Annotated in this window: 19 protein-coding genes and 1 pseudogene; 4 read left to right on the top strand and 16 right to left on the bottom strand. The window is 65.7% G+C overall.

What is annotated here, in order from left to right; translation table 11 throughout:
- Window positions 1-75: 75 nt before the first annotated feature.
- The 7 genes from DMC18_RS02115 to DMC18_RS02085 all read right to left on the bottom strand — a co-directional run bounded on the left by DMC18_RS02115 (window position 76) and on the right by DMC18_RS02085 (window position 9592).
- Window positions 76-1176 (bottom strand): FAD-dependent oxidoreductase, encoded by a 1101-nt coding sequence (locus DMC18_RS02115; protein ID WP_110121580.1) that lies wholly within the window; start codon window positions 1174-1176, stop codon window positions 76-78.
- 21 nt (window positions 1177-1197) lie between these two features.
- Window positions 1198-2280 carry an aminotransferase class I/II-fold pyridoxal phosphate-dependent enzyme gene (locus DMC18_RS02110; protein WP_110121581.1) on the bottom strand — a complete coding sequence of 361 codons (1083 nt, stop codon included), beginning with the start codon at window positions 2278-2280 and terminating at the stop codon, window positions 1198-1200.
- Window positions 2277-3581 carry an FAD-binding oxidoreductase gene (locus DMC18_RS02105; protein WP_158285836.1) on the bottom strand — a complete coding sequence of 435 codons (1305 nt, stop codon included), beginning with the start codon at window positions 3579-3581 and terminating at the stop codon, window positions 2277-2279. Before DMC18_RS02105 ends, DMC18_RS02110 begins: the two co-directional genes overlap by 4 nt.
- A gap of 41 nt (window positions 3582-3622) precedes the next feature.
- Window positions 3623-4573, bottom strand: coding sequence for an ornithine cyclodeaminase family protein (locus tag DMC18_RS02100; protein WP_110121583.1), 951 nt, complete (start codon window positions 4571-4573; stop codon window positions 3623-3625).
- Complete coding sequence (locus DMC18_RS02095) at window positions 4515-7358, bottom strand: NACHT domain-containing NTPase (RefSeq protein WP_110121584.1); 2844 nt, start codon at window positions 7356-7358, stop codon at window positions 4515-4517. The genes DMC18_RS02100 and DMC18_RS02095 overlap by 59 nt, the downstream gene beginning before the upstream one ends.
- Before the next feature lie 211 nt (window positions 7359-7569).
- Window positions 7570-8133, bottom strand: a complete 564-nt coding sequence (locus DMC18_RS02090; protein ID WP_110121585.1) for an MFS transporter — start codon at window positions 8131-8133, stop codon at window positions 7570-7572.
- A 274-nt stretch (window positions 8134-8407) separates the two neighbouring features.
- Window positions 8408-9592 carry a site-specific integrase gene (locus tag DMC18_RS02085; RefSeq protein WP_255580249.1) on the bottom strand — a complete coding sequence of 395 codons (1185 nt, stop codon included), beginning with the start codon at window positions 9590-9592 and terminating at the stop codon, window positions 8408-8410.
- 329 nt (window positions 9593-9921) lie between these two features.
- Here DMC18_RS02085 and DMC18_RS02080 point away from each other — a divergent pair, with 329 nt between their 5' ends.
- Entirely contained in the window at window positions 9922-11097 is a 1176-nt protein-coding gene (locus DMC18_RS02080; protein WP_110121587.1) for a carbohydrate porin, read from the top strand.
- A gap of 425 nt (window positions 11098-11522) precedes the next feature.
- Window positions 11523-12776 (top strand): putative hydroxymethylpyrimidine transporter CytX, encoded by a 1254-nt coding sequence (gene cytX / locus DMC18_RS02075; RefSeq protein WP_110121588.1) that lies wholly within the window; start codon window positions 11523-11525, stop codon window positions 12774-12776.
- A 125-nt stretch (window positions 12777-12901) separates the two neighbouring features.
- On the opposite strand, the gene DMC18_RS02070 is transcribed toward cytX, so the two are convergent.
- The 8 genes and pseudogenes from DMC18_RS02070 to DMC18_RS02040 form a co-directional block, all read right to left on the bottom strand.
- Window positions 12902-13288 (bottom strand): DUF1801 domain-containing protein, encoded by a 387-nt coding sequence (locus tag DMC18_RS02070; RefSeq protein WP_110121589.1) that lies wholly within the window; start codon window positions 13286-13288, stop codon window positions 12902-12904.
- A 20-nt stretch (window positions 13289-13308) separates the two neighbouring features.
- Complete coding sequence (locus tag DMC18_RS02065) at window positions 13309-13725, bottom strand: DUF1801 domain-containing protein (protein ID WP_110121590.1); 417 nt, start codon at window positions 13723-13725, stop codon at window positions 13309-13311.
- Between the two features lie 24 nt (window positions 13726-13749).
- Window positions 13750-13854: pseudogene (locus tag DMC18_RS26755) on the bottom strand (hypothetical protein); the annotation flags it as partial.
- Between the two features lie 19 nt (window positions 13855-13873).
- Complete coding sequence (locus DMC18_RS02060) at window positions 13874-14302, bottom strand: SRPBCC domain-containing protein (protein ID WP_110121591.1); 429 nt, start codon at window positions 14300-14302, stop codon at window positions 13874-13876.
- Window positions 14299-14622 (bottom strand): helix-turn-helix transcriptional regulator, encoded by a 324-nt coding sequence (locus DMC18_RS02055; protein ID WP_110121592.1) that lies wholly within the window; start codon window positions 14620-14622, stop codon window positions 14299-14301. Before DMC18_RS02055 ends, DMC18_RS02060 begins: the two co-directional genes overlap by 4 nt.
- A gap of 231 nt (window positions 14623-14853) precedes the next feature.
- Complete coding sequence (aguB, locus tag DMC18_RS02050) at window positions 14854-15735, bottom strand: N-carbamoylputrescine amidase (protein WP_110121593.1); 882 nt, start codon at window positions 15733-15735, stop codon at window positions 14854-14856.
- A 6-nt stretch (window positions 15736-15741) separates the two neighbouring features.
- Window positions 15742-16746, bottom strand: a complete 1005-nt coding sequence (locus DMC18_RS02045) for an agmatine deiminase family protein (protein WP_110121594.1) — start codon at window positions 16744-16746, stop codon at window positions 15742-15744.
- Between the two features lie 146 nt (window positions 16747-16892).
- Window positions 16893-19373 (bottom strand): TonB-dependent receptor, encoded by a 2481-nt coding sequence (locus tag DMC18_RS02040; protein WP_110121595.1) that lies wholly within the window; start codon window positions 19371-19373, stop codon window positions 16893-16895.
- Window positions 19374-19563: 190 nt separating this feature from the next.
- On the opposite strand from DMC18_RS02040, the gene DMC18_RS02035 reads away from it, so the two are divergent.
- Window positions 19564-21147 (top strand): glycosyltransferase family 39 protein, encoded by a 1584-nt coding sequence (locus tag DMC18_RS02035; RefSeq protein ID WP_110121596.1) that lies wholly within the window; start codon window positions 19564-19566, stop codon window positions 21145-21147.
- A gap of 36 nt (window positions 21148-21183) precedes the next feature.
- Here DMC18_RS02035 and cysS read toward each other — a convergent pair whose 3' ends face one another.
- Window positions 21184-22575: a cysteine--tRNA ligase gene (gene cysS, locus DMC18_RS02030; RefSeq protein ID WP_110121600.1), complete on the bottom strand. Its 1392-nt coding sequence runs from the start codon at window positions 22573-22575 to the stop codon at window positions 21184-21186.
- A gap of 192 nt (window positions 22576-22767) precedes the next feature.
- Between cysS and folE the strand changes: the two genes are divergently transcribed.
- A partial coding sequence (folE, locus tag DMC18_RS02025; protein WP_110132664.1) for a GTP cyclohydrolase I occupies window positions 22768-23358 on the top strand: 591 nt, incomplete at its 3' end.

Below are 23358 nucleotides of genomic sequence, written 5' to 3'. Positions count from 1 at the left end.
GGGGCGTCTTGGCCGCAGTGGCTGCCTGCCGACCTAGTCGGTCGGGCGATCGTTTTTCGCGACGGACCTAAACGACTACAGACGAGACGGCGAGGCCACCGCCGTTAAGAGGCGACGTACCGCTCGTGCGGTGCCGACGCACATGCTCCAACCCGATCCGCCATGTCCGTAGTTGTGCACGACCAAGGGAAGGGGAGGCTTTGACGATATCTCGGTTTCCAAGCGCACGCCGTCGAGGCGCACGGGGCGATCGCATACGATATGGTGGACCTCGTCATCAGCCGGCTTGAACCAAGCCAAAGCGGGATAGAGGCGCTGCGCTCGAACGAGAGCCCGCTCCCACGTAAAGCCCTCAACGGGGCGGTCGGCGGGGACCGCCGTGCCGCCCACGACGACGGACGACCCTCGAGGCACCACGTAGGTCATCCCGTCCGGGTTCTCGTCGTCGCCGAGATAATCCGTCAGCTCCAGTCCTCCGGAGGGAGCTGAGAAGTAGTGCCCGCGAAAAGCGCACATGTCCCGGTCGTCGGCGAACGCGGCCGCGGCCACGCCGGTGCAGTTGATGATCACGTCGAAACCGAGCCGTTGAAGACCGTTTGCCGCGTCGCTCAGATCTGCGAACCGGCGCTCGATAAATCGGGCTCCGAGCAGACGGGCCTGCTCCAGCAGCCATGGCAGATGTATCGCCATGTCGGCGACCGGGGTGGTCAGGCGATAACCGTATAGAATTTCGCTCTCGCCCGGCGGCGGTGGCGAAATGGCGGCGCGCTCGAGCGCGTTGAGCGAGGCGACCTCGTCGGGTGTCAGCATCCTGAAGTGCGTGGGCGATCCGGCCGCACGCTTTGTCCACGCCGGCATTTTCTCCGGCTCCGCCGAGCGAAAGATCTCGGTCCCGGGCACCATTCGAACGCCCGAGCCGGGCGACTCGGCCCAAGCGCATAGAGTTTCCAGCGTCTCGAACGCCCACTCCAAGTGGACGTCGCCGTCGAGGACCGGCTTTTCGGCCAGAGTTTCGCGATGGAGTTTGACCAAAAACAAATGCCACATCGCCGTAGCCTTCACGGAATTGGTATCCGCCGCGAAGAGATCGGCGAAGACCGTGACGTCGTGATCGGGAGCGAGTTCCAGGGCTTGGACCAGGCCGACGACCCCGGCTCCGATAACGGCGATTTTCAAGTTTCCGACTCCTTTGAGACATTATTCGAGCAGGTGTGTGATCGCTTCCTCGAAGGCGATCGGCGCGCGGGCCAGGGCGATACGACGCCATCCCCGGCCCCAACCGGACGACTCCTCGAAGCATGTGAGAGGCACGGTTGCGCCGATGACGACCGGACGGTCCGTTTTGACTAGCTCGAATGCGCCGGCGTGAGCGCCGAGCTGTGGCAGGCCTAGCCGGGCGGTAGCCTCCTGCAGAAGCTTCTGATTGGTTCGCGTGGCTTTGCGAAGGTCGTCGACGATCTCCCTGAAACGCGGGTCCCCCAGGACGCCGCCGATCCATCCGCCGAGGTGCAGGGGCAGGTCGTATTGGATGACCGAAACCGCATTTTCCAGGTGGGCGCGCAGCTCGGGATTTCGGCTGATAAGGAAGCCGAGTTTGCTTCCGCCGAGATGGACGGTCTTACCCGTGTCCCAGATCGCGATGACCGGAGCCTGTTCGTTAACGAGACGCCAGACCGGCGTAACGATATCCGGACCGTGCACTCCGGCCAGCAGGAAGCAATGATCGACGATCAAGACCGACCCGGTATCCAGACAGGTCTGCGAAAAACGGCGCAAGTGCGCTGGCGACCAAACCGCGCCGGTCGGATTTTCGGGCGAGGTTATCGCCGCGATCACGCCCTGAGCGTCGCCAGCGTTTTCGACGATCTTCGCGCAAAAGCGATCGCAGTCGTCGTCGGAAAAAGATTGCAGCAAGCCGCATGCGACGCGAACGGGCCCGGCGGAGACGACCTCACGCGCGATGGCGGGAATGATGTCTATGCAAGGTTCCGTCGTGACGACAACGGATCGGCGACCCGATCGCTCGATGTGTGCGCGCGCGGCCAAGAAACCGCGTTGCAGCGCCACCGAGCCGGAGAAGGTGGCTATGACGCCGACGCCTTCATCTTCGAGATCGAGCGCCGATCGAGCGCCCCGTTCGGGCGGATGGGGGTGAAGGCGCCTAACATGCTGCATCTCGGCCCAACTCGGCGCCAGCCCGATCGGATAGCCCGCGCCCAGATCGAACCGGGATCCGGTTGCGATGCTGCGCTCGGCGTAGGTCAGGGCGGAGCTCGTCATCCCGGCGAGATGTTCTGATTTGAGCGAAAGCGGTTGTCGGGGTCGTACCGCCTCTTGGTCGCGCGCAGCCGACTCATGTTGTCTCCGAAGGCGGCGCTGACGCGCGCATCGCCCTCTTCACTGAGGTAGTTGACGTAAGTGGTCTCGAGTCCGAGCGTTTGGAGTTCTGCGAACAGCGCGTTGCACCAATCCAAATTGGCCTCGTCGTCTTGGGCATCGTCCCAGTTCGTATTGATCAGGAACAGATAGCTGTGCGTCCTGTCGCCGTAGGCCGAACTCTCGTTCCCGACACGGTGCGCCGCACCGTGCACATGATCGAACGTGAGCATCGAATGCTCGCTCGGAGCCGAGACGAGGTAGCGCTCGAAAATCGAGAGGAAGCGCGGAGAGACGGGGTCCTGGACATAGATCGCTCGCCAATAGCTGCGCCTGCCACGGCGTAGATCGTCGTCGAACTGACGTTGCCAGTTCACGTAAGAATAGCGCTGCCGGGTATCGCGCAGGAGGCTGGACGCGGCCCTGGGGAGCAGCGGGTCGGTCAACGACAGTCCCGTCTCCGGCGCGCCCGCATAGCAGACGTCCAGCGAAACCCGGGCCGATCTCGCGCCGCACGGCGCGACGAGGGAAATCGTCAATTCGTCGGGGGCGGCTTCACAGCATGCGACGTAGCGCTCCAAAGCCTCGCGGAGCTCGGTGTGTCGGTAGACGATGGAGCCCGCCAAAAGTTGGGGCAGGGGATTGAGGCGAAGTTGGAAGCGGGTGACGAGGCCGAAATTTCCGCCGCCACCGCGCAGGGCCCACAGCAGATCGAAGTTCTGGTTTTCCGACGCCCTGACCAACTCACCGGAAGGAAGCAATATATCCGCCGCGACGAGGTTGTCGCAAGTCAGCCCGTAAAGTCCGTTCAACCAGCCGATCCCGCCCCCTAGGGTGAGACCGGCGACGCCCGTATCGGAAATGATCCCGCCTGGAGTGCACAGTCGGAATTTGGCGGCGACGCTGTCGAAATCCCGCCATAGCGCACCGGGCTGGACGTCGGCCAGGCGCGCATCGCGGTCGACATAGACACCGGCCAATCTCGAGGTGTCGATAACGTAGCCGTCTTCCACGAGCGAGCTTCCGGCCACGTTGTGTCCGCCGGCCCTGATCGAGAACGGGCGATCTTGGTCGAGTGCGAAGCGCCCCACGGCGACGAGCGCCTGTTCGGTTTCGGGGAACAAGATCGCTCGAGGTTTGCGGTCGATATAGCCGTTGAAGATCCGGCGATCGCATTCGTAGTGCGGGTGGTCGTTTGCGACCACCTCGCATGCTTCGAGACCGAACCGTAGGTCTGCCGTCGTCTTCACCGCAGCAAATTCGCGACGGCGAGGTCTTCGATGCCAAGACCGGTCGAACGGAAAAAGACAAGGCCGCGCTGGGGGCGTTGAACCTTGCCGGTGACCAGTCCGGCGAGGTCGCCCTTGATGCTAGACGGCGACCAAGCCCCCGATTGCTGAGCGATGATCATCTCGCCCGCGGTTACCGGCGCCGTCTGAGCATAATCGCAAAATACGCTGTAGGCACCTAACTCGGCGGGATCGATCTCGTGGGCCCGCGGTGCGTTCGTGCTGATCGAAGTGACGACGCAATCTTGGGGAAGGTCGGCGGTTCGAACGACCGGCGAGCCGGAAGAGGTGCACAGCATCACGACGTTGGCGTCGGCGATCGTCGCTTTCAGAGACTTGGCGACCGTCGCCTTCGGAGAAATCGCTTCGACCAGATCGGACACGGCCTTGGCCCGGGCGCCGTCAGTGCTCATGGACGGAGACCAAATTTTGATCTCGTCCCAGTCGTGTTGGGAAGCGACGAAGCGGAGATGCTCGATCGCGACTTTCCCCGTGCCGATGATGGCCAGCTTGGAGGCCGTCGGGGGCGTCAGGTATTCCAGGGCGAGGGCGGTGGTGGCGGCGGTTCGAATGGTGGTGAGCGCATAGCTGTCGCAGAGCACGATCGGGCGTCCGGTGCTCGCCGACAAAAGCAGGGTGTAGGCGGTGACCGGATACTTTCCGTTGCGCTTGAGCGCATTGATGTAGGGCGAGACTTTCACGCCCACGATGTCGAGGCCATAGATCACGCCAGGATAGAAGATGCAGTCGCCTTCGTCGTCGGGAAACTGCGTGAGCGTCTGAGCCGGTTGCACCGTACGGTTGCCGTCGAGACCCCCGAAGGCTTCGCGCAAGGCCTTGCGGACGTCGTCACGGCTGATAGCGGCCAGAGCCTCTTGTTCGTCCAGTACTTTCAGATCTAGGGGCACCGCTTCGCTCCTCTTGGCGATGGTTGAAAATGAACGGCCGGAAGCCGACGTCGAAGTAGACGTTTTGGGGCAGGTCGATGCCGCGATAGCCGCAACGCACCGATTGAGGTTCGTCGGAGAAGAAGGAGCCGCCTCGAACGACGACGTCGACGATGCCGGCGACATCGTTGCGGTTGACGTCATGCTCCGGAGACGGAGGGACGGCCCTGCTGCAGGTCCACTCCCAGGCGTTGCCCGCGATGTCGAAGAGGTTGTAGTCGGTTTGTCCGTCGGGGAAGGCTCCCACCGGCGCCGCGTGGTCGAGAGCCAGATTGGCCGCCCGGGTATGGGCGCGCTTGGCGGTCAGCTGTTCGCTTCCCCATGGGAAGATGGCGTTACGTCCCGCGCCACGCGCCGCGCGTTCCCATTCCCACTCGGTCGGAAGCCGAATTTCGACCTGCTCGGCCGCCACGCCTTCGCGTTGCAGCCGACGTTGTAGCCATGCGCAGTAGGCCATGGCTTCCCACATATTGACGCCGACTACGGGTTGGGTCGGTTGATTGTAGCGTTGGTTGCGCCAGTAGAACGGCTCTAGACGGGCGCGGGACATTTCGCGGGCGTCGGACAGAATGTCGTCGAGCCGATACCGACCCAGCTCCAACTCCGGTCCGAAATCGCGAACGACCCACTCTTTTGTCTTCTGTTCGAGTTCGTCGCGGAAACTCGGATCTTCGGCCAGCCACCGCAAACCTTCTTCGCGCCATAGCGAGCGGTCTTCGTAGCCCTCGTCGTCGATGAAGCGTTCGTACTCGGCGTTCGTGACCATGTACTTGGGGACGTGCATCGCCCCGAAGGTCAGGCGGCGTTTCGGGACGGTTTCGACGAGGTCGCTTTTGGGTTTCGGGCGGGCGGGATCGTCGTCGCCGACGTCGAGCGCCGTGGGCGGCAGGTAAGCCATCCTGTCGAAGACGGGGACGAGATTTCCGTCGCGTTGAACGATCCTCGGATCTCCGAGGCGACCCAGCACGCGCAGCAACTCGATGCGTTCTCCCAGCTCCGCCCTGCCGCTGGCGTCCCGGATCAGATCGGCGACATGGTCCCAAGTAGAGGGGCCCGATTGATCGGGCCGGCCGTCCAAAACCCACCCCTGGCTTCGCGCGCGCAGCGTAGTCGCACCGATCTCGGCGAGCATCTCGCCGGTCAGGATCGCCACTCTCACGCCGTCGTGGGTGTCGGCCATGGCGTCGTTCACCAGCGCGTCGATTACGGTCGCGATGAAAAACGTTGCGCTACCTTCCCGACCTCCATATCCGGCCATGAGGATCAGGGGCTCGCGCCAGTGGGCACGACCGGCGAACCCGCGGATCAAGTCGACGTCGGCGAGGTCCAGAATATGAAGGCCGGTCAAAAACTCCTGAAGCGAGCGATGGCTGAAACCGAAACGGCCGCGTGAGACCATCACCATCAGCCCGTTGCTATCGACCAGACGCTGGACAACGCTTCCGATCCGTTCTCGCGACCTCTTGTAGGCGGTGGTGTTGCCCGCTTGCTGGACGCCCATCTTGGCGGCGACGATTTCCTCGATTTCTTCGAAGGAGAGGCCATGGCGGCGGGCCGGGTTGTCGACCTCCTTGAGATGAATCTGATACGCGACATGCGCAGCCAGGGGCTGCAGTTCGGACTGCGATATGGTCACGCTGCCATAGGCGCGCCGCCAATGTGGTTTGTCGGACAGCAGATGCGAAACTGTCCGATGGTAGAGAATGGCGCGTGATCGGGCGAGTTCGCCGTCCGACATGTGAACCAGCGCCATGAGGTTTAGGATCAGGGGCGTGGAAGCGAGCTGTGAAAGCTCGACCGAGTTGCGCAGCGCGTCCTGCAGATTACGCTTGCGGGCTTGTGCGTCGCTGACATGTTGAAGCTTCTGAAGTTGGTTATACCACTTATCGACATAGTCGATCATGTCCGACACGGAGAATGGCATCAGCCTGAGGCGCGTGTACTTCAGGTGAAGCGAAATGTTTCTCTGCTCGAAGTCGGCCGAACGGCACGTAATAATAATCTGTGATTTGGGAAACTCGACGCTGAGGCGCTCGACGAGCGCGATGACTTGGGAGGTTTGCTCCTCGGAGACCTCGTCGAGGCCATCCAGATAGAGCGCGGCGTCGCCGTCGACCAATTTTCGATGAAGCGAGGCGATCAGCTCGCCACGGTCCAAGTCCGTGTTCGTGGCCAAGGTCTCGATCTCGCTTACGGCGTGCCACCAGTCGGTCGACCGCGCGACGTCCAAATCGCCGAGCCTTACATGCACCGGACAACGCCGGTCCACGGATAGGGCGTAAGCCAGGACGTCGATCAGGGTGCTCTTGCCGGCACCCGGAGCGCCGAGAACGATAACTCGATGCGCCTCGGGCTGCTTGACGGCGTCCGTCGCGAGGGTGTGTTGGCGTGCTGGCTGATTGGTCACAGGCTCGGTGTTTCCACCTTGACCGACAAATTCAGTGCCGACCGACAACGGCGTATAGACGTCGGAGAGCTTCAGCCGATCAGGCGCGTTCGTTTGTTGCAGGCTCGAGGTCGGATCGCCGAACCTCAGCATGGTGTGGGTTCTGGCGACCTCTGCGAGATACCTCTTGATCGAGACGTCCGAACCGGCCGGCGACGGGATGGCGCGGCTCTTTCGATTTGTGAGACTCCCTAGGACTTGGGGGACGGTCTTAGAGCCGAACACCGGCGCCCAGAGCGTCGCGACGAACGTCACGCCCGCCACAACCGTCGCCCCAACCGTCAGAAGGATCGTCAGCATCGACCGTCACCTTGCCCTTTCGCCGCGAAGGCGCCGGCCAGTGAGGTCGAATGCGTCATGGTCGACGCCGCGCAGCCCGCTTACCGGTTCAAAGGCATAGCGGTTTTCGTTCGATCGGGCGTCGCGCGGCGTTGACGCGCACGTTCGACAGCTTAATAGGCCTAGTTGCGTCATGCCCCCCCCGGGGAGGCGGTCGGTTCTCGCCGCCCGCCTATACACAACCTAAGCAAAGCTCCGTCGTCGGCAAGTCCGCAATGCAACTTCGGGGGGCGAAATTTTTGTGAAACAACCACTTCTTGAGCCTTGCAAGCCGCCGGTTCTTGCGCTTGGCGGACTTCAGTTGGTTTTGTGCTGCGTCGAGGCGTGCCGGCGCAGTCTCGTTCAGAAGGAAGGAAACTAGGAAGCCGACGCACATCGCGCCCAGCGCCAGATGGAGGATCGCGTGAAAGCCCGCGGCTTCGGCGACCGCGCCGGCAATGATCGGGGCCACGCCCCCGCCGAACAGTTCGCCGACACAGATGGCCACGCCGGTGGCGGTCGACATCAAGCTCGCCGGAACCGACTCCGCGCTGAGCGGTCCGACCGTCAGGTTCAGGCAGCCGAAGGTCAAGAAGAGGGCCGTGAACAGGCCCGCGAACAGCAACGGCACAGTCGGATCAGTCTGCATGAACGCCACGAGCGAGACCGCGCCGCCAAGGCTCAAGATCGTCATCATCGGCTTTCGTCCGAGACGGTCGGACAAGGCCGGGATCAAGGTCGTGCCGAGCGCCGCCAAAGCCGATGGCCGACATCACCACGCCCATGGAGTTCAGATCTAGGTGAAGGTGGTCGAGCAGATAGTTGGGCATCATGGCGCTGGTGACGATCATGCAGGTCGGCTAGCACAGCATGCCGATCATCCATCCCAGAGAGCGTCGCTGCGAGGACTCATCAGGTATACTATTGAGCTGCCGATCGAAGGTCGGCTTCCTGGAAGCGCGTCAGAGTCAGCAACTGGCGCACCCCGGGCCGTGATGGCGCCAACAAATCAGAGACGCCCAATCAATTCTTTATTTGTCTTGATGTAGGTAAGCCGCCCACGCCCCCATGAGCTTGCGCCTCTTGTCGAAAAAGTCGGTTCGACGATAAGCTGCCTCCACACGATCGGGCACTTTGTGTGCGAGGGCTTTATCAGCGACTTCTTTTGGAAAGTCGGTCATTTCCGACGACCAATCGGTGAAAGCGCTCCGAAAGCCATGGACGGTTACGTCCGAAATCTTCAGATCTCGCAATACCTTCGACATCGTCATGTCGCTTATCGGCTTGGTGCCGTTCGTGGAAAACAGCAGTTTATCGTCTTCACTGCGGTTCTCATACATGCGGCGCAGAAGCTGAAGAGCCGGGTCTGAAAGTGGGATGAGATGAGCGACTCTCATTTTCATCCGCTCAGCGGGGATCGACCATACGCCCTTGTTCAGGTCGAACTCGCTCCAGACGGCCATCCGCGTCTCATTCGAGCGCGTCGCAGTGTAAATTGTAAGCCGGAGCGCGTCCCTTCCGAGAGACGGCGGCATTGCAGAGATTTCCTGAACAAACCCCGGTACGTCTGCGTAGGCCATCGCGGCATAGTGGCCGCCGACATTAGTCTGCCGGGGTAGTCCTTTTCGCACCGAGCGAAGAGATACCTCTTTGCCAATCCATCCCTTTATATGGGCGAAGTCCAACACGGCGTTGATACGCTGAAGCACCTTAGTCGCTGTGTCGGGGACGGCCAACCAGATCGGCTCCAACACATCTCGAACCACCAGGGCGTCGACCTTGTCGACGGCGAGCGAGCCAATCATTGGGAAGACGTGTCGTTCGAAGCTGGAGATCCAAATCTTCGTCCGACTGTCCTTCCAGCCAGCTTTGAGCGTCTCGTAGCAAGCTCGAGCAGCAGTCTCGAACGAGGGAGTGGATTTACGCGCAGCGCGACGCTCTGCCGACGGGTCTACGCCGTTACGGACCTTCCGTCTCATCTCCGCCGCCGCGATGCGCGCCTCAACGAGCGACACATCCCGCACCGAGCCAAGTCCCAGATCCCTTCGGGTTCCTTGGAACTGCATACGGAGAATCCAGGAGCGAGACCCGCTTGGCTGTACCTCCAGGTAAAGGCCTCGCCCATCGCCATGACGGCCAGGTCCGGCATGCTTCACCTTCAATGCCGTGAGCGCCAAGTTAGAACTCCCTAAAATCAGAGCCCGGGATTTCCCCACATCCTTCCCCCATTTTTAAACAGGATTTTGGGGGGCATGCTGAGAGTGCCTGACACGCACCTACTCAACAACCCACTGAAATATTTGTTGAATTAGACAGCCTGACACAAGCTGGTTCGATGTCCGCGAGATCCTCGGCTCCACCAAGGACCTCTCCAGACATCGTCATACTACTCACGCCAGCGCCTCCTCGCGTCTCGCGGCTGTGCGTCGGCAGGCGCTCCACCTTGGGCGCCGCGACGTTGCGTCGCGGCGTAAACGTCTGGGAATAAAGGGTTTCTGAGCCTTGGGCCGCGATGCTGGCCGCCACTTCATCAAGCGGCGGCAGAATGCGGACCCTGATCATCGGAACGGCCCTTACGGCCGGCCTGGCCTGTTTTGGCCAGGCGCAGGCGCGGGAGGCGGAAGCCTCCGGGGCGCTGGACCTCTCCTTCAGCTACAAGGCCGACCTGGCGGCGACGGTCGACGGCGGCGCGGCCCGGCGCGGGCGGGTGCTCGACAACCTGACGATCGGGGCGGACCTGGACCTGGAAAAGGCGGTCGGCTGGACGGGGGCGCGGGCCCACGCCCTGGTGCTGAACAACACCGGCGGCGCGCCGAGCGAGGATTCCGGCTCGATCCAGGGCGTCGACAACATCGAGGTCTCGCGCCACCGGCTGCGGCTGTACGAGGCCTGGGTCGAGCAGGACCTGGCCGGCGGCAAGGGCTCGGTGAAGGCCGGCCTCTATGACCTGAACAGCGAATTCTACGCCAACGACAGCGCCGGCCTGCTGATCGCGCCGGCCTTCGGCATCGGTTCGGAGCTGGCGGCGACGGGGCCGAACGGGCCGTCGATCTTTCCCTCGACGAGTCTCGCGGTGCGCCTGGCCTGGACGCCGTCGGAGCATGTCTATGCCCAGGCGGCGGTGCTGAACGCCCATGCCGGGGTGCTGGGCGATCCGGGCGGGATCGACTTCCACATGGACGACGGCGCCCTGCTGATCGCCGAGGGCGGCTGGACGGGGGCCGGAAAGGTGGCTTTCGGCGCCTGGCGCTACACCCGCAAGCAGGAGGACATCCGCGAGCTTGGTCCCACCGACGATCCGGCCAGGCGCAAGGCCCAGGGGGCCTATGTGCTGCTCGAGCGGGCGCTGACGGGGGCGGAGGCCGAAGACGTGCGCCGCACGACGGCCTTCGCGCGCCTGGGCGTCTCGGACGGCGACACCACCCCGTTCCAGGGCGGCTGGCAGGCCGGGATCAAGGTCGACCGGGTGTTTGCGAGCCGGCCAGACAGCGCCTTCTCGATCGGCGTCAACCAGGCCTATCTGACCCAGAAGCACCGGGCCAACGCCGCCGACGCCGGCCAGGACCTGGGCGATACGGAGTCGGCGATCGAGGTCACCTATGCCGACACCGTCGGCTCGCTGACCCTGCAGCCGGACCTGCAATATGTGATCCGCCCCGGCGGCGACCGGGCGATGAAGAACGCCGTGGTGGCGATCCTGCGGGTGGGGGTGGAGTTCTGATCTTGATCCCTCTTCCATGGGGAGAGGGAGGGGCCCGCCGCGCAGCGGTGGGAGGGTGAGGGGTAAAAAGCCTTCCGAACAAGGCGCGAGCCTAGCCAACCCCGCCTCCCTAGGCCTCGCGCCTAGGGTCCAGGGTTCCGCCGATCAGATCACAGAGGCCGCGCGGCCACGCTGGCGGCGCCCCGTCCGAAGAGGGCGAGCCCGGCTCGGCCATGGGTCCTCACCACAAGGGCGAGGAAGGCGAGAAATGGATGAGCCGTCGGGAAGACCGCCCTTTTTTGGCGATCCAGCCGCGGCGATTGAGGCCCTTCCGGCCGACGGTGAAACCTCTCACCCTCCCACGCCTTGCGGCGCGGGCCCCTCCCTCTCTCTCAGAGAGAGGGTTCAATTTCGCCCCGCCGCCCTGACCTGCTAAGGCTGGCGGCATGGCCAAGCTCGACGATGCATATGATCCGTTGACCCCCGTGCCGGCCGAGCGCCGGGTGTTCGGGACGCGGGACGCCTTTTCGCTGTGGTTCAGCCTGGGGATCGGCCTGCTGGTGCTGCAGGCCGGGGCGTTCCTCGTGCCGGGGCTCAGCCTGCCGATGGCGCTGGCGGCGATCGTGGTCGGCTCGGTGCTGGGGGCGCTGCTGCTGGCGGCGGCCGGGGTGGTCGGGGCCGACACCGGGCTGTCGTCGATGGGGGCGCTGCGGCTGACCCTGGGCAAGCGCGGGGCGGCGGTTCCGGCGGTGCTGAACGCGGTGCAGCTGGCCGGCTGGGGCGCGTTCGAGATCATCGCCATGCGCGACGCCGCCGACGCCCTGGCCAAGCAGAACTTCGGCGTCTCCAGTCCGCTCGCCTGGACCCTGCTGTTCGGGGGGCTGGCCACGGCCCTGGCGGTGCTGGGGCCGGTGTCGTTCGTGCGGCGGTTCCTGCGGGCCTGGGGGCTGTGGCTGCTGCTGGGCGGGGCCGGCTGGCTGACCTGGCGGCTGCTGGCCCAGCACGACCTGGCCGCGCTGATGGCGAGGGCCGGGACGGGCGAGACCAGCTTCGGCGCCGGGGTCGACCTGGTGGCGGCCATGCCGCTGTCGTGGCTGCCGCTGATCGCCGACTACACCCGCTTTGGCCGCACCCCGGGCGGCATGTTCCGGGGCAGCGTCGCCGGCTATGTGCTGGCCAACATCTGGTTCATGGGGCTGGGCGCGGCCTACGCCCTGGCGGCGGGCGGCGAGGGCCTGCTGCTGAGCGCCCTGGCGGCGGCCGGCGGCGGGATCGCCCTGCTGCTGATCATCATCGACGAGACCGACAACGCCTTCGCCGACCTGCACTCGGCCGCGGTCTCGACCGCCACCCTGGTTCCGGTGCGGCCCGCGCGGCTGGCGCTGGCGTTCGGCACGGTCTGCACCCTGGCCGCCCTGCTGGCGCCGATGGGCCGGTACGAGGGCTTCCTGCTGCTGATCGGCTCGGTGTTCGCGCCGCTGTTCGGAGTGCTGCTGGCCGACCATTTCATCGTGCGTCGCCGCAAGGCTCCCACGGGGGCCGAAGGGGCGGCGAGCGTTTCGGGTCTTGCGGCCTGGGCGATCGGCATTGCGGCCTATCAGGCGGTCAGCCGCCTGGCGCCGGAGGTCGGGGCGACCCTGCCGGCCGTGGTGGTCGCGGGCGCGGCCTATGTGGGGCTGCGGCGGGTGGTGAAGCGATAATCTCCCTTCCCCCTTGATGGGGGAAGGGTCGGGGATGGGGGCTGCTGAGCTTGCAACGGTGTGCGGCCTCCACCGCCGTGGTCACCCCCACCCCTGCCCCTCCCCCATCAAGGGGGAGGGGGGCGCTACTTTTTCTTCTTCGCCGTGTTGAGCTCGACCGCCGCGCGGATCAGGGCCTTGAAGGCCGCCGCATCGACGGTTTCACCCTCGCGGATGTCGATGGCGCGGCGGGTGTTGCCGTCGAGGCTGGAATTGAACAGGCCGGCGGGGTCGGGCAGCGAGGCTCCCTTGGCGAAGGTCAGCTTGATGTAGGCCTTGTAGGTCTCACCGGTGCAGAGGATGCCGGCGTGCGACCAGACAGGCGTGCCGCGCCACTTCACCTCTTCGAGCACCTGCGGATCGGCCTCGTGGATCAGGCCGCGCATGCGGGCCAGAGCCTCGCCGCGCCAGTCGGCGAGGCCGGCGATGCGGTCATCGATATATTTGGCGGCGTCCTCGACGGTGTCGGTCATGGCGTTTCCTCGTGCGTTTCTTAGAGCCGCTCGCCGGGCAGGGCGGCGGCCTGTTGGATCCACGCGGTGAGCAGGGCCTCGTCGAGGGGCTCGCCTTCGTGGATGTGGAAATAGCGGACATCGCCGCTCTTGGACGGTTCGGGCGGGACGGGGTCGAGGGCCTGGCCGCGGAAGAAGGCGACCTTCACGTAGCGGGCGTAGACGTGGAAGCTGAGGAACCAGCTCTTGTCCTCATCCGGCGCGCCGTAGAACGGCGAGTTCCACTTCACGGCCTTGCGCACGCCGGGGACGGCGGCGGTGATCAGGGCGTCCAGGCGCGCGCCGACCGCGCGCTTCCAGCCGGGCATGGCGGCGACATAGGCCTGGATCGGGGCCTCGCCGTCGCCCTTGGCGATCTGGGGATTGCCGCCGGAGAGCAGCTTGGGGGTTTGCGCCATCGTTTTCTCCCTGCCCCATTCTTCGTCATCCCGGGCGAAGGCGCAAAGCGCCGCAGACCCGGGACCCAGGGGCAACCGCACTGCGTCCGCCCCTGGGTCCCGGCTCTCCGCTACGCTACGGCCGGGATGACGCGTGAGGGTATCGCCCTCAATCCCGACCCAACACCCCTTCCAGCTTCTCCAGGAACTGCTTCCAGCCGGCGTGGGCGCCGCCGTAGGCCTGTTTCTGGTCGGGGCGGAAGCCGGACTGTTCCATGCGCAGGTGGGTGCCGGCGGCCGTCGGCGTCAGGGTGAAGGTGACGACGCTGGTCAGGGCGTAGGCCGGGTCGGGGTGGGCGTGGTTCCAGGTGTAGGAGAGCGAGTTCGGCGGATCGACCTCCAGCACCTCGCAGTCCAGCACCCCGCCCCACTCGCCGCGCAGGTTGAAGCGGTGGCCGACCACGGGGGCGAAGTCGGACTTCATCAGCCACTCCTCGATCAGGTGCGGCTGGGTCAGGGCGCGCCACAGCTTGTCGGCCGGGAACGGCAGGTCGCGCTCGACGACGACGGAGCGCAGGTCGGCGGTCTGGTCGATCATTGGTCCATCCTGTTCAAAAGGTCCTCCAGCCGGTCGAAGCGGCTCTCCCAGAAGCCGGCCATGCGGCGGGTCCAGTCGACCAGGGGCGACAGGGCCTCGAGGCGGGCGCTGTAGTGGGTCTGGCGGCCGGCGTGGCGGTCGGTGACGAGGCCCGCCTGCTTGAGCACGGCCAGGTGCTTGGACACCGCCGGCTGCGAGACCCCGGCCTCGCGCGTCAGCGCCCCCACCGTCTGCTCGCCCTCGCGGCACAGCCGCTCGAACAGCGCCCGGCGGGTGGGATCGGCGAGGGTGCGGAAGAGGTCGTCGGGGGCGGGGGTCATGCGCTTATCGATAACCGGTTGGCTATGGGTTATTGATAACTACGGAGTTATGGATGAGTCAAGCGTCCCTCTCCCCTTGCGGGAGAGGGTGGCCTCCGAAGGAGGTCGGGTGAGGGGTCGCGCGAACGCAAAACGCCGCGACGGCTGATCAGCTGTCGCGGCGTCTGACTTTTGAGAGTCCCCTCATCCGTCGGCATTCGCCGACACCTTCTCCCGCAAGGGGAGAAGGACTTAGGAGGCGGGCCGAGGCCCGGCCAGGCTGGTGTAGAACTCCGGACGGCGGTCGCGGAAGAAGCCCCAGGCGGCGCGGTGGGTGGTGAGGAAGTCGAGGTCGAAGCTGGCCTGGACCAGGCCCTCGTCGGCGCGGCCCAGTTCCGACACCAGGTCGCCGCGATGGTCGGCGATGAACGACGAGCCGTAGAAGGTCTGGCCGCCGTTGGGGTAGCCGTCCCAGGGCTCGAAGCCGATGCGGTTGGCGCCGATGACCGGGATCACGTTGCTGACCGCGTGGCCCTGCATGGCCCGCCGCCAGGGCAGAGCCGTGTCGAGGGAGGCGTCATGCGGCTCGCTGCCGATGGCGGTGGGGTAGAACAGGGCCTCGGCGCCCATCAGGGCCATGGCGCGGGCGGCCTCGGGGTACCACTGGTCCCAGCAGATGCCGACGCCCAGGCGGCCAAAGCGCGTGTCCCAGACCTTGAAGCCCGTGTCGCCCGGCCGGAAGTAGTACTTCTCCATGTAGCCGGGGCCGTCGGGGATGTGGCTCTTGCGGTAAACGCCCAGCAGGGAGCCGTCGGCGTCGGCCATCACCAGGCTGTTGAAGTAGTGCGGGCCCTCGCGCTCGAAGATCGAGATCGGGATGACCACGCCCAGCTCGCCGGCCAGGGGGGCGATGGCCTTGACCACCGGATGCTCGCGCCACGGATGGGCCTCGGCGAACCAGCGCTCTTCCTGGGCGACGCAGAAGTACGGGCCCTGGAACAGCTCCGACGGCAGGATGACCTGCGCGCCCTTGGACGCGGCCTCGCGGATGAAGGCTTCCGTCTTCTTGATGTTGGCGTCCAGGTCCATGCCGTAGGAGGTCTGGATGGCGGCGACGCTGAGCGTGCGGGGCATGCGGACTTACTCCTCGGGTTCTTGCTGGCTGATGCAGTGGAACGAGCCGCCGCCCGTCAGGATCGCGGTCGAGGCCAGGCCGATGACCTGGCGCTCGGGGAACAGGCCCTTGATCACCTCGACGGCGAAGGCGCCGGACTCCTCGGCGTAGATCGGCACGATCACCGCCTCGTTGGCGATCAGGAAGTTCATGTGCGAGGCCGGGATCGGCTCGCCGTCCTCGTCGAGGATGCGGCCCGGCGAGGGGATGCGCACGACCTGCAGCGGCGAGCCGCGGCTGTCGGTCATCGAGCCCAGCAGGCGGGCGGTCTCGGCATAGACCTCGGCGTTGGGATCGTCGGCGCCGAAGGCCATCGGGCAGGCGACCACGCCGGGCGCGACGAAGCGGGCCAGGTTGTCGACGTGGCCGTCGGTGTGGTCGTTGAGCAGGCCATCGCCCAGCCACAGCACCTTCTTGGCGCCGAGCGCGGCGGCCAGGGCCGAGGTGGCGGAAGCTTCGTCCCAGCCTTCGTTGCGGTTTTCGTTCAGCACGCACTGGCGGGTGGTCAGTACGGTGCCCAGGCCGTCATGGTCGACGGCGCCGCCTTCGAGGATGAAGTCGTTGCGGACCAGCGGCGCGCCCGAGGCGGCGGCGATCTGCTCGGCGACGATGTCGTCGCCCTCCAGGTCGTACTTGCCGCCCCAGCCGTTGAACTTGAAGCCGGCGGCCGAAGCGCCGTCACCGCCGGCGGTGAAGATCGGGCCGGTGTCGCGCAGCCAGATGTCGCCGAACTGGCCGCGGACGATCTCGACGGTGGTGTCGGAGAGCAGGGCTTTCGCCGCTTCCTCGGCCTCGTCGCCGACGACCATCAGGCGCACGCGCTCGCCGCCCGGGCCGGCCAGGGCGCGGGCGAGGTCGGCGACCTCAGCTTGCGCCTGCTCGAGGTCTTCCTGCCAGAGCTCGCCATGGCTGGGGAAACCCAGCCACATGGCGCGGTGCGGAGCCCACTCGGCGGGAACGGTGAGGGTCATTTTCGAAAGCCTGGTCAACAAGAGGGGGCGCAGATGGCCCCTGGGGGTCGAAGGGTCAAGCGCGCCTTCTAGCAAATTGGTGCGACAAAAGAAAAAGGGCGGCTCCGAAGAGCCGCCCTTCCCCGTCTTGCGAAGCTTGCGGAGGCTTAGAAGCCGGCGCGGAGCGTCAGGGTCACCGTGCGCGGGGCGCCGATGCTGGCGAACGAACGGCTGTAGCCGGGCGAGCCCGGGGTCGCGCTCGTGTTGGTGCCGAGGTTGCCGTAGTAGTTCTTGTCGAACAGGTTGATCACGTTCAGCTGGATGTTCGAGTTCTTGTAACCGAAGCGCTCCAGCTCGAAGCGCACGTCCACGTCCGTCGTGATGTAGGACGGGACCTTCAGGTCGTTGACGTCGGTGACCCAACGCTCGCCGACGTACTTGGTCTGGGCGCCCAGGGTCAGGCCCTCGACGACTTCCCATTCCATGCGGTTCGAGAAGGTGACGTGCGGGGTCTCGACCAGTTCCTTGCCCTTGGTGGCGGCGAAGGTGGTCGAGGAGATGGCGATGTTATCCTGCACTTCGCTGTCGTTGTACGAGAACGAGAAGTAGGCCGCCAGGTAGTCCACCGGCTTGAAGCCGATCGAGGCGTCGAAGCCGTACTGCTTCACCTTGCCGACGTTGCGGTCGATGCTGATGCCCAGATCCTGATCGTACGAGCTGACGATCCGGTTTTCGAACTGGGTCGCCCAGGCGCTGGCCGAAGCGATGATCGCGCCGCTCTGGTAGCGATAGCCGCCTTCGAAGGTGGTGCTGGTTTCGGGCTGGACGCCGGTGGTGACGATGGCGTTGTTGGCCGCGCGGAGCACCGTGTAGAGGTTGTCCGTACGCGGCAGCGAGGTCGATTCAGCGTAGCTGCCGTAGATCGAGCTGGCGTCGCCGAAGCGATAGCTGACACCGACGTTGGGCAGCACGTCATCGTACTTCAGGGTGCGCGAGTAGGGCGCGATGAACTGGGTCGTACCAGTCGACGCGAAGGTCACGTTGCCGTTGGCCAGCGGGGTGCTGGGGGTTTCGGTGGTGCAGCGCACGGTGCTCGAAGCGTTCTGCGAGTAGCAGAACTGGTTCAGCTCGCGCTTGAAGAACGGCGCGCGCAGGCCGACGCTGAGGTTCAGGTTGTCTTCCAGGAACTTGCCCCGGTACTCGACGCTGACCTGGTTCAGGGTGGCGATCGAGAAGCGGTCGCGAGCGCGCATGAAGCTCTTGCCGTCGGCGGTCACGATCTTGTCGCCGTGGCCGTCCTTGCCGCCGAACCAGCTCTGGTAGGTCGGGGTGCCGTCGAAGTCGATGTAGCCGTATTCGCCGGTCTGGCGGTGGCGGCCGTAGTCGAGGGTGTAGCCGACGCGGAAGGCGTTGTTGTCGTTCAGCTTCCAGATCAGCGAGGTGAGCAGGCCGTAACGACGGGTGTTGGTGTTGCTCGGGTTCATGACCCGCACCGTGTCGTTGGTGTCGCCGTCGCCGTTCAGGTCGACGCCGTTGGCGCTGGTGCCCTTAAGCTGGGCGTTGGTTTCCGACAGCAGGGTGTTCTGCGTGCCGCCGTTGGCCAGGGTGTACTGGAACGACGGGTCGACCGTCAGGGTCAGGCCGTTGGCGATGGTGAACTTCGACTGGCCGCGGATGTTGCCGGTGTTCGACGGGTTGATCCGCAGACCCCAGTAGTTGGAGTTGGCGGCGTTATCGACGCCGGCCGAGGTGATCGGCACGTAGTCGTTGTTGAAGTCGACTTCCCAGCCCTGGACCGAGGTCTGGTTCGGGGCGTCGGTGCCGTCCGGCAGCTTGCCCGTGGCGGTGCGCAGGTTCGGACCGTTGTAGGCGTTGTTGCGGTTGACGTTGTAGTGCACCGCCAGGCTGATGAAGTCGGTGCCGTCGCCGATCGGCTGGTAGATCTTGGCGTTGACCTGGCGCTTGTAGATCTCGCCGCGGCCCTTGAACTTGTCGTAGCGCTGATACGAGGCTTCAGCCCACATGCGGGTGCCCCACGGACCCACTTCGCCGCTTTCGACGAAGGCCGCGTAGCGCTTGTAGTCGAAGCTGCCGATGCTGGCCTGGACCCAGGCGCCGGCTTCCTTCGACGGCGTCAGGGTGGAGATGCCGATGGTGCCGCCGGTGCTGGCCGCGGTCGGGCTGTCGACGTCGGTCGAGCCGGTGTTGACCGAGGCGCTGCCGATGATTTCGGAGTCGGGCAGCTGGTTGGTGTAGGTCGCGTAGTTGCCGGTGTCGTTCAGCGGCATGCCGTCGAAGGTCAGGGCGACGCGGTTGCCGTCGAAGCCGTGCAGACGGATGTTGCCGCCCGACGAGCCGTACGGGTCGGTGTTGGTGAAGTTCAGGCCCGGCACCAGGATGTTCAGCGACTGGATGACGGTCTGGCCGGGAACCTGGGTCTGCAGGAATTCCTGCGACACCGTGGTGCGGGTCTTGGCGACCGTCTCGGCGGTGATCATGCCATCGACCGTCTTCGGACGGGTGCTGGCGGTGACGACGATCGCGTCCAGTTCGGTCGAGGCGGTCGACTGGGCCATAGCGGCCGTCGCCGCCAGCAGGCTGCCGACCAGCGCGGTCGACGCCAGGCAGGCGATTTTTTTCGTGTTCATTCCAATGATCCCCTCATTCTTTGACACAAGTTCGGAAAAACGAGCATCGAACCGCATCGTTTGGGCGGTGTAGCGAAACATTTAGAAGGTTTGGTGACGGAAAGGCCACGATGGCCCAGAATCTGCCACATCGATCAGTCGCTTGCGGAACAATTGGTCAGATTTCCCTTACTTCGCTAAGAAGCGCGTCATGACCGCGCCCCCCTACGCCGCCGAAGATTCCGCAGCCCGCGCGTGGCGCCTGACCCTCATCGGCGTCGCCCTGCTGACGATCGTCCGGGTACTGGCGATTTTTTCCACGCCGCTGGAGCTGTACCCCGACGAGGCGCAGTACTGGCTTTGGTCGCGGACCCTGGATTTCGGCTACTATTCCAAGCCGCCGATGATCGCCTGGGTGATCTGGCTGACCACCCAGATCGGCGGCGACACGGAGGGTTGGCTGCGGCTGGGCGCGCCGCTGCTGCACGGCGCCACGGCCCTGATCGTCCACCGCATCGCCCGGCGCCTGTACGGCGGCTGGACCGGCCTGGCGGCCGCCGGCGTCTATGCCCTGATGCCGGGCGTGCAGCTGTCGTCGGGCGTGATCGGCACCGACGCGCCGCTGCTGTTCTTCCTGGCCCTGACCATCTGGGCCTATGTCTCGCTGCCGGCGGCCAGGACCCCGCGCGAGCGCCTGCTGACCGCCGCCGGCCTGGGCGCGGCCCTGGGCCTGGCCTTCCTGTCGAAGTACGCGGCGATCTACGTGCTGTTCAGCATCGGCGCGCACCTGGCCCTGTCACGGGAGGCCCGCAAGGCCTGGACCTGGCCGATGGGCCTGGCCTTCTTCGGCGTGCTGATCGCCATCTTCGCGCCCAACCTGATCTGGAACGCCGCCCACAAGTTCGCCACGGTCGAGCACACGGCCGCCAACGCCAACTGGGGCGCCAAGTCGCTGTTCAATCCGCGCGAGCTGGTCGAGTTCGTCGGCTCGCAGTTCGGGGTGTTCGGCCCCCTGCCCTTCGGCGTGCTGCTGGGCGGCGGGATCGTGCTGGCGGCGCGCAAGCGCCTTCAGCCGGCCGACGTGCTGCTGCTGTGCTTTGCTCTGCCGCCGCTGCTGACCGTGGCCGGCCAGGCCTTCGTCAGCCGCGCCAACGCCAACTGGGCCGCGGCGGCCTATGTCGCCGGCTCGGTGCTGGTCGCCGGCTGGATGGTGCGCTGGAGCGCCCGGCGCTGGCTGGCCGGGGGCCTGGCCCTGCAAGCGGCGTTCGCCGCCCTGTTCCTGGCCTGCCTGATCAGCCCGCGCCTGGCCGACGGCATCGGCCTGGCCAACAGCTTCAAGCGGGTGCGCGGCTGGGACCAGACGGTGCAGGCGATCATCAACCGGGCCCGCGAGGAGCAGGCCGGCGCACGCCTGACCTCGGTGGCCGTCGACGACCGCTTCCTGTTCAACGTGGCGGCCTATTACGGACGCGACTACTGGGGCACGGTCGGCGCCCCGCCGCTGCGCATCTGGGTGCACGAGGCCCATCCGCAGAACCAGGCCGAGACCGAGGCCCCGATGACCAAGGCCTATGGCGAGCGCACGCTGATCGCCAGCCTGGAGGGCGTCTACAAGGCCAAGATCGAGCAGGACTTCAAGGCGACCTCGGGCGACGAGATCGTCCGTGTGCGGCTTGATCGCAAGCGCGTGCGGCGCACCGACCTGTTCATCGCCGAGGGCTTCGCGCCGGTGGCCCGCGACCCGAAGACGGGACTGCCGCCGAATCCGGAGAAGGGTGGCAGCACGGCGCGGTGACGAGATCCTCCCCCTGAAGGGGGAGCATCTTGAGATCTAGTCCTTCATCCGCCAGGTGGCCCCGGTCGGGCTGTCCATGACCACGACGCCGAGGGCGTCGAGGTCGCCGCGGATGGCGTCGGCGGCGGTCCAGTCCTTGGCGGCGCGGGCGGCGACGCGGCGGGCCAGCAGGTCTTCGACCTTAGCCTTCAGGTCGTCGGAGGCGTCGCCCTCGAACCAGGCGTCGGGATCGGCCTGCAGGAAGCCCAGCAGGGCGCCGGCCTCGAGCAGGCGCGACTTGTGGATGGCCACCTCGGTCAGGTCGCCGGCGGTGACGGCCTTCTCGATGGCGCTCGACACCTCGAACAGCTTGGCGACGGCGGCGGGGGTGTTGAGGTCGTCGCAGAGGGCGTCCATCACCTCCTGCGGGGCCTCGACGGCCTGGTCGGGCACGACGTCTTTGGCGCGGCGCAGGGCGCCGTAGAGACGGTCCAGCGACTTCTTCGACTGCTCGACCAGCTCGGGCGTCCAGTCCAGCGGCTGGCGGTAATGAGCCGACAGCAGGGCCCAGCGCACCACCTCGCCCGGCGTGGTCTTCACCAGCTCGTGCGGGATGATGACGTTGCCCAGGCTCTTGGACATCTTCTCGCCGGCCATGTCGAGGAAGCCGTTGTGCATCCAGTAGCGGGCGTAGGTCGGCAGGCCGTGGGCGCAGCGGCCCTGGGCCACCTCGTTCTCATGGTGGGGGAACTGCAGGTCGATGCCGCCGGCGTGGATGTCGATCGGCAGGCCCAGCTGCTTTTCGATCATCGCCGAGCACTCGATGTGCCAGCCCGGACGGCCCGCGCCCCAGGGGCTGGCCCATTCCGGCTCGTTTTCCTTGGAGGGCTTCCACAGCACGAAGTCGGCCGGGTGGCGCTTGTAGGGGGCGACCTCGACGCGGGCGCCGGCGATCATGTCGTCCAGCGGCCTGCCGGAGAGCTGGCCGTAGTCGGCGAAGCTCTGGGTGTCGAACAGCACATGGCCTTCGGCGGCGTAGGCGCTGCCATTGTCGACCAGCTTGCCGATCATTTCGACGATGGCGTCGATGTGGTCGGTGGCCTTGGGCTCCAGGGTCGGGCGCAGGGCGCCCAGGGCGTCGGCGTCCTCGTGATAGGCGGCGAGATAGCGGTCGGTGATGACCTTGATCTCGACGCCCTCGTCGGCGGCCTTCTTGTTGATCTTGTCATCGACGTCGGTGACGTTGCGGGCATAGACCACCGCCTCGTCGCCGAATTCGTGGCGCAGCAGGCGGAACAGCACGTCGAAGGCCACCACCGGACGGAAGTTGCCGATGTGGGCGTAGCCGTAGACCGTCGGTCCGCAGACATACATCGTCACCCGGTCGCGATCGGCGGGAACGAAGTCGCGCTTCTCGCGCGCCATGGTGTCGTAGAGCCTGATGGTCATGAAAACTCGGTCGCCTTGACGCAGCGGAAGGGTGTTGTCGGAACGAAAAACCGGACCCATATAGCGGGGAGCGAGCCTTCGAACCACGTCTTTGCGACGTGAGAGGCGCGCCCTTTAACGGGTGGCACGCGTAATTCCGGAGCGAACGGCGCTCCGGCGCAACTCAGCCCGTGGAAAGCCCCCTTCGAAAACATGGACGCACTGACCCGCGAGCGAACCCTGATCGGCTCTGACGATAATGCCGGTCTTGATCTTGAACCCGCCCAGCGCCCCTCCCGAGACGAGGCCATGGCCGCGGTGCGGACCCTGTTGGCCTGGGCCGGCGACAATCCCGACCGCGAGGGCCTGCTCGACACGCCCCAGCGTGTGGTCGACGCCTATGGCGAGTGGTTCGCCGGCTATACGGGCGATCCGGCCAAGGAGCTGTCGCGCACCTTCGAGGACGTGCAGGGCTATGACGACATGGTCATGCTGCGCGGCATCGACGTGCAGAGCCACTGCGAGCACCACATGGCGCCGTTCCTGGGCAAGGCCTGGGTGGCTTACATGCCCACCGGCAAGGTCGTCGGCCTGTCGAAGCTGGCGCGCCTGGTCGAGATCTTCGCCAAGCGCCTGCAGACGCAAGAGACCATGACCATGCAGGTCGCCGACGCCATCGAAGACCACCTCTCGGCGGCCGGCGTGGCCGTGCTGATCGACGCCGAGCATCAGTGCATGAGCACCCGCGGCGTGCACCACCACGACGTCTCGACCATCACCACCCAGTTCCGCGGCGTGTTCAAG

The sequence above is a fragment of the Caulobacter sp. D5 genome (assembly GCF_003185805.1).
Taxonomy (GTDB): Bacteria; Pseudomonadota; Alphaproteobacteria; order Caulobacterales; family Caulobacteraceae; genus Caulobacter.
Note: the sequence above shows the minus strand (reverse complement) of the source record. Positions and strands in the feature narration are given on the sequence as shown.

Excerpts from the sequence above, each read along its gene's own strand:
- DMC18_RS02110 (WP_110121581.1), bottom strand. The coding sequence starts at position 2,280 with ATGACGAGCTCCGCCCTGACCTACGCCGAGCGCAGCATCGCAACCGGA.
- DMC18_RS02095 (WP_110121584.1), bottom strand. The coding sequence starts at position 7,358 with ATGCTGACGATCCTTCTGACGGTTGGGGCGACGGTTGTGGCGGGCGTG.
- DMC18_RS02080 (WP_110121587.1), top strand. The coding sequence starts at position 9,922 with ATGCGGACCCTGATCATCGGAACGGCCCTTACGGCCGGCCTGGCCTGT.
- cytX (WP_110121588.1), top strand. The coding sequence starts at position 11,523 with ATGGCCAAGCTCGACGATGCATATGATCCGTTGACCCCCGTGCCGGCC.
- DMC18_RS02070 (WP_110121589.1), bottom strand. The coding sequence starts at position 13,288 with ATGACCGACACCGTCGAGGACGCCGCCAAATATATCGATGACCGCATC.
- DMC18_RS02065 (WP_110121590.1), bottom strand. The coding sequence starts at position 13,725 with ATGGCGCAAACCCCCAAGCTGCTCTCCGGCGGCAATCCCCAGATCGCC.
- DMC18_RS02060 (WP_110121591.1), bottom strand. The coding sequence starts at position 14,302 with ATGATCGACCAGACCGCCGACCTGCGCTCCGTCGTCGTCGAGCGCGAC.
- DMC18_RS02055 (WP_110121592.1), bottom strand. The coding sequence starts at position 14,622 with ATGACCCCCGCCCCCGACGACCTCTTCCGCACCCTCGCCGATCCCACC.
- aguB (WP_110121593.1), bottom strand. The coding sequence starts at position 15,735 with ATGCCCCGCACGCTCAGCGTCGCCGCCATCCAGACCTCCTACGGCATG.
- DMC18_RS02045 (WP_110121594.1), bottom strand. The coding sequence starts at position 16,746 with ATGACCCTCACCGTTCCCGCCGAGTGGGCTCCGCACCGCGCCATGTGG.
- DMC18_RS02040 (WP_110121595.1), bottom strand. The coding sequence starts at position 19,373 with ATGAACACGAAAAAAATCGCCTGCCTGGCGTCGACCGCGCTGGTCGGC.
- DMC18_RS02035 (WP_110121596.1), top strand. The coding sequence starts at position 19,564 with ATGACCGCGCCCCCCTACGCCGCCGAAGATTCCGCAGCCCGCGCGTGG.
- cysS (WP_110121600.1), bottom strand. The coding sequence starts at position 22,575 with ATGACCATCAGGCTCTACGACACCATGGCGCGCGAGAAGCGCGACTTC.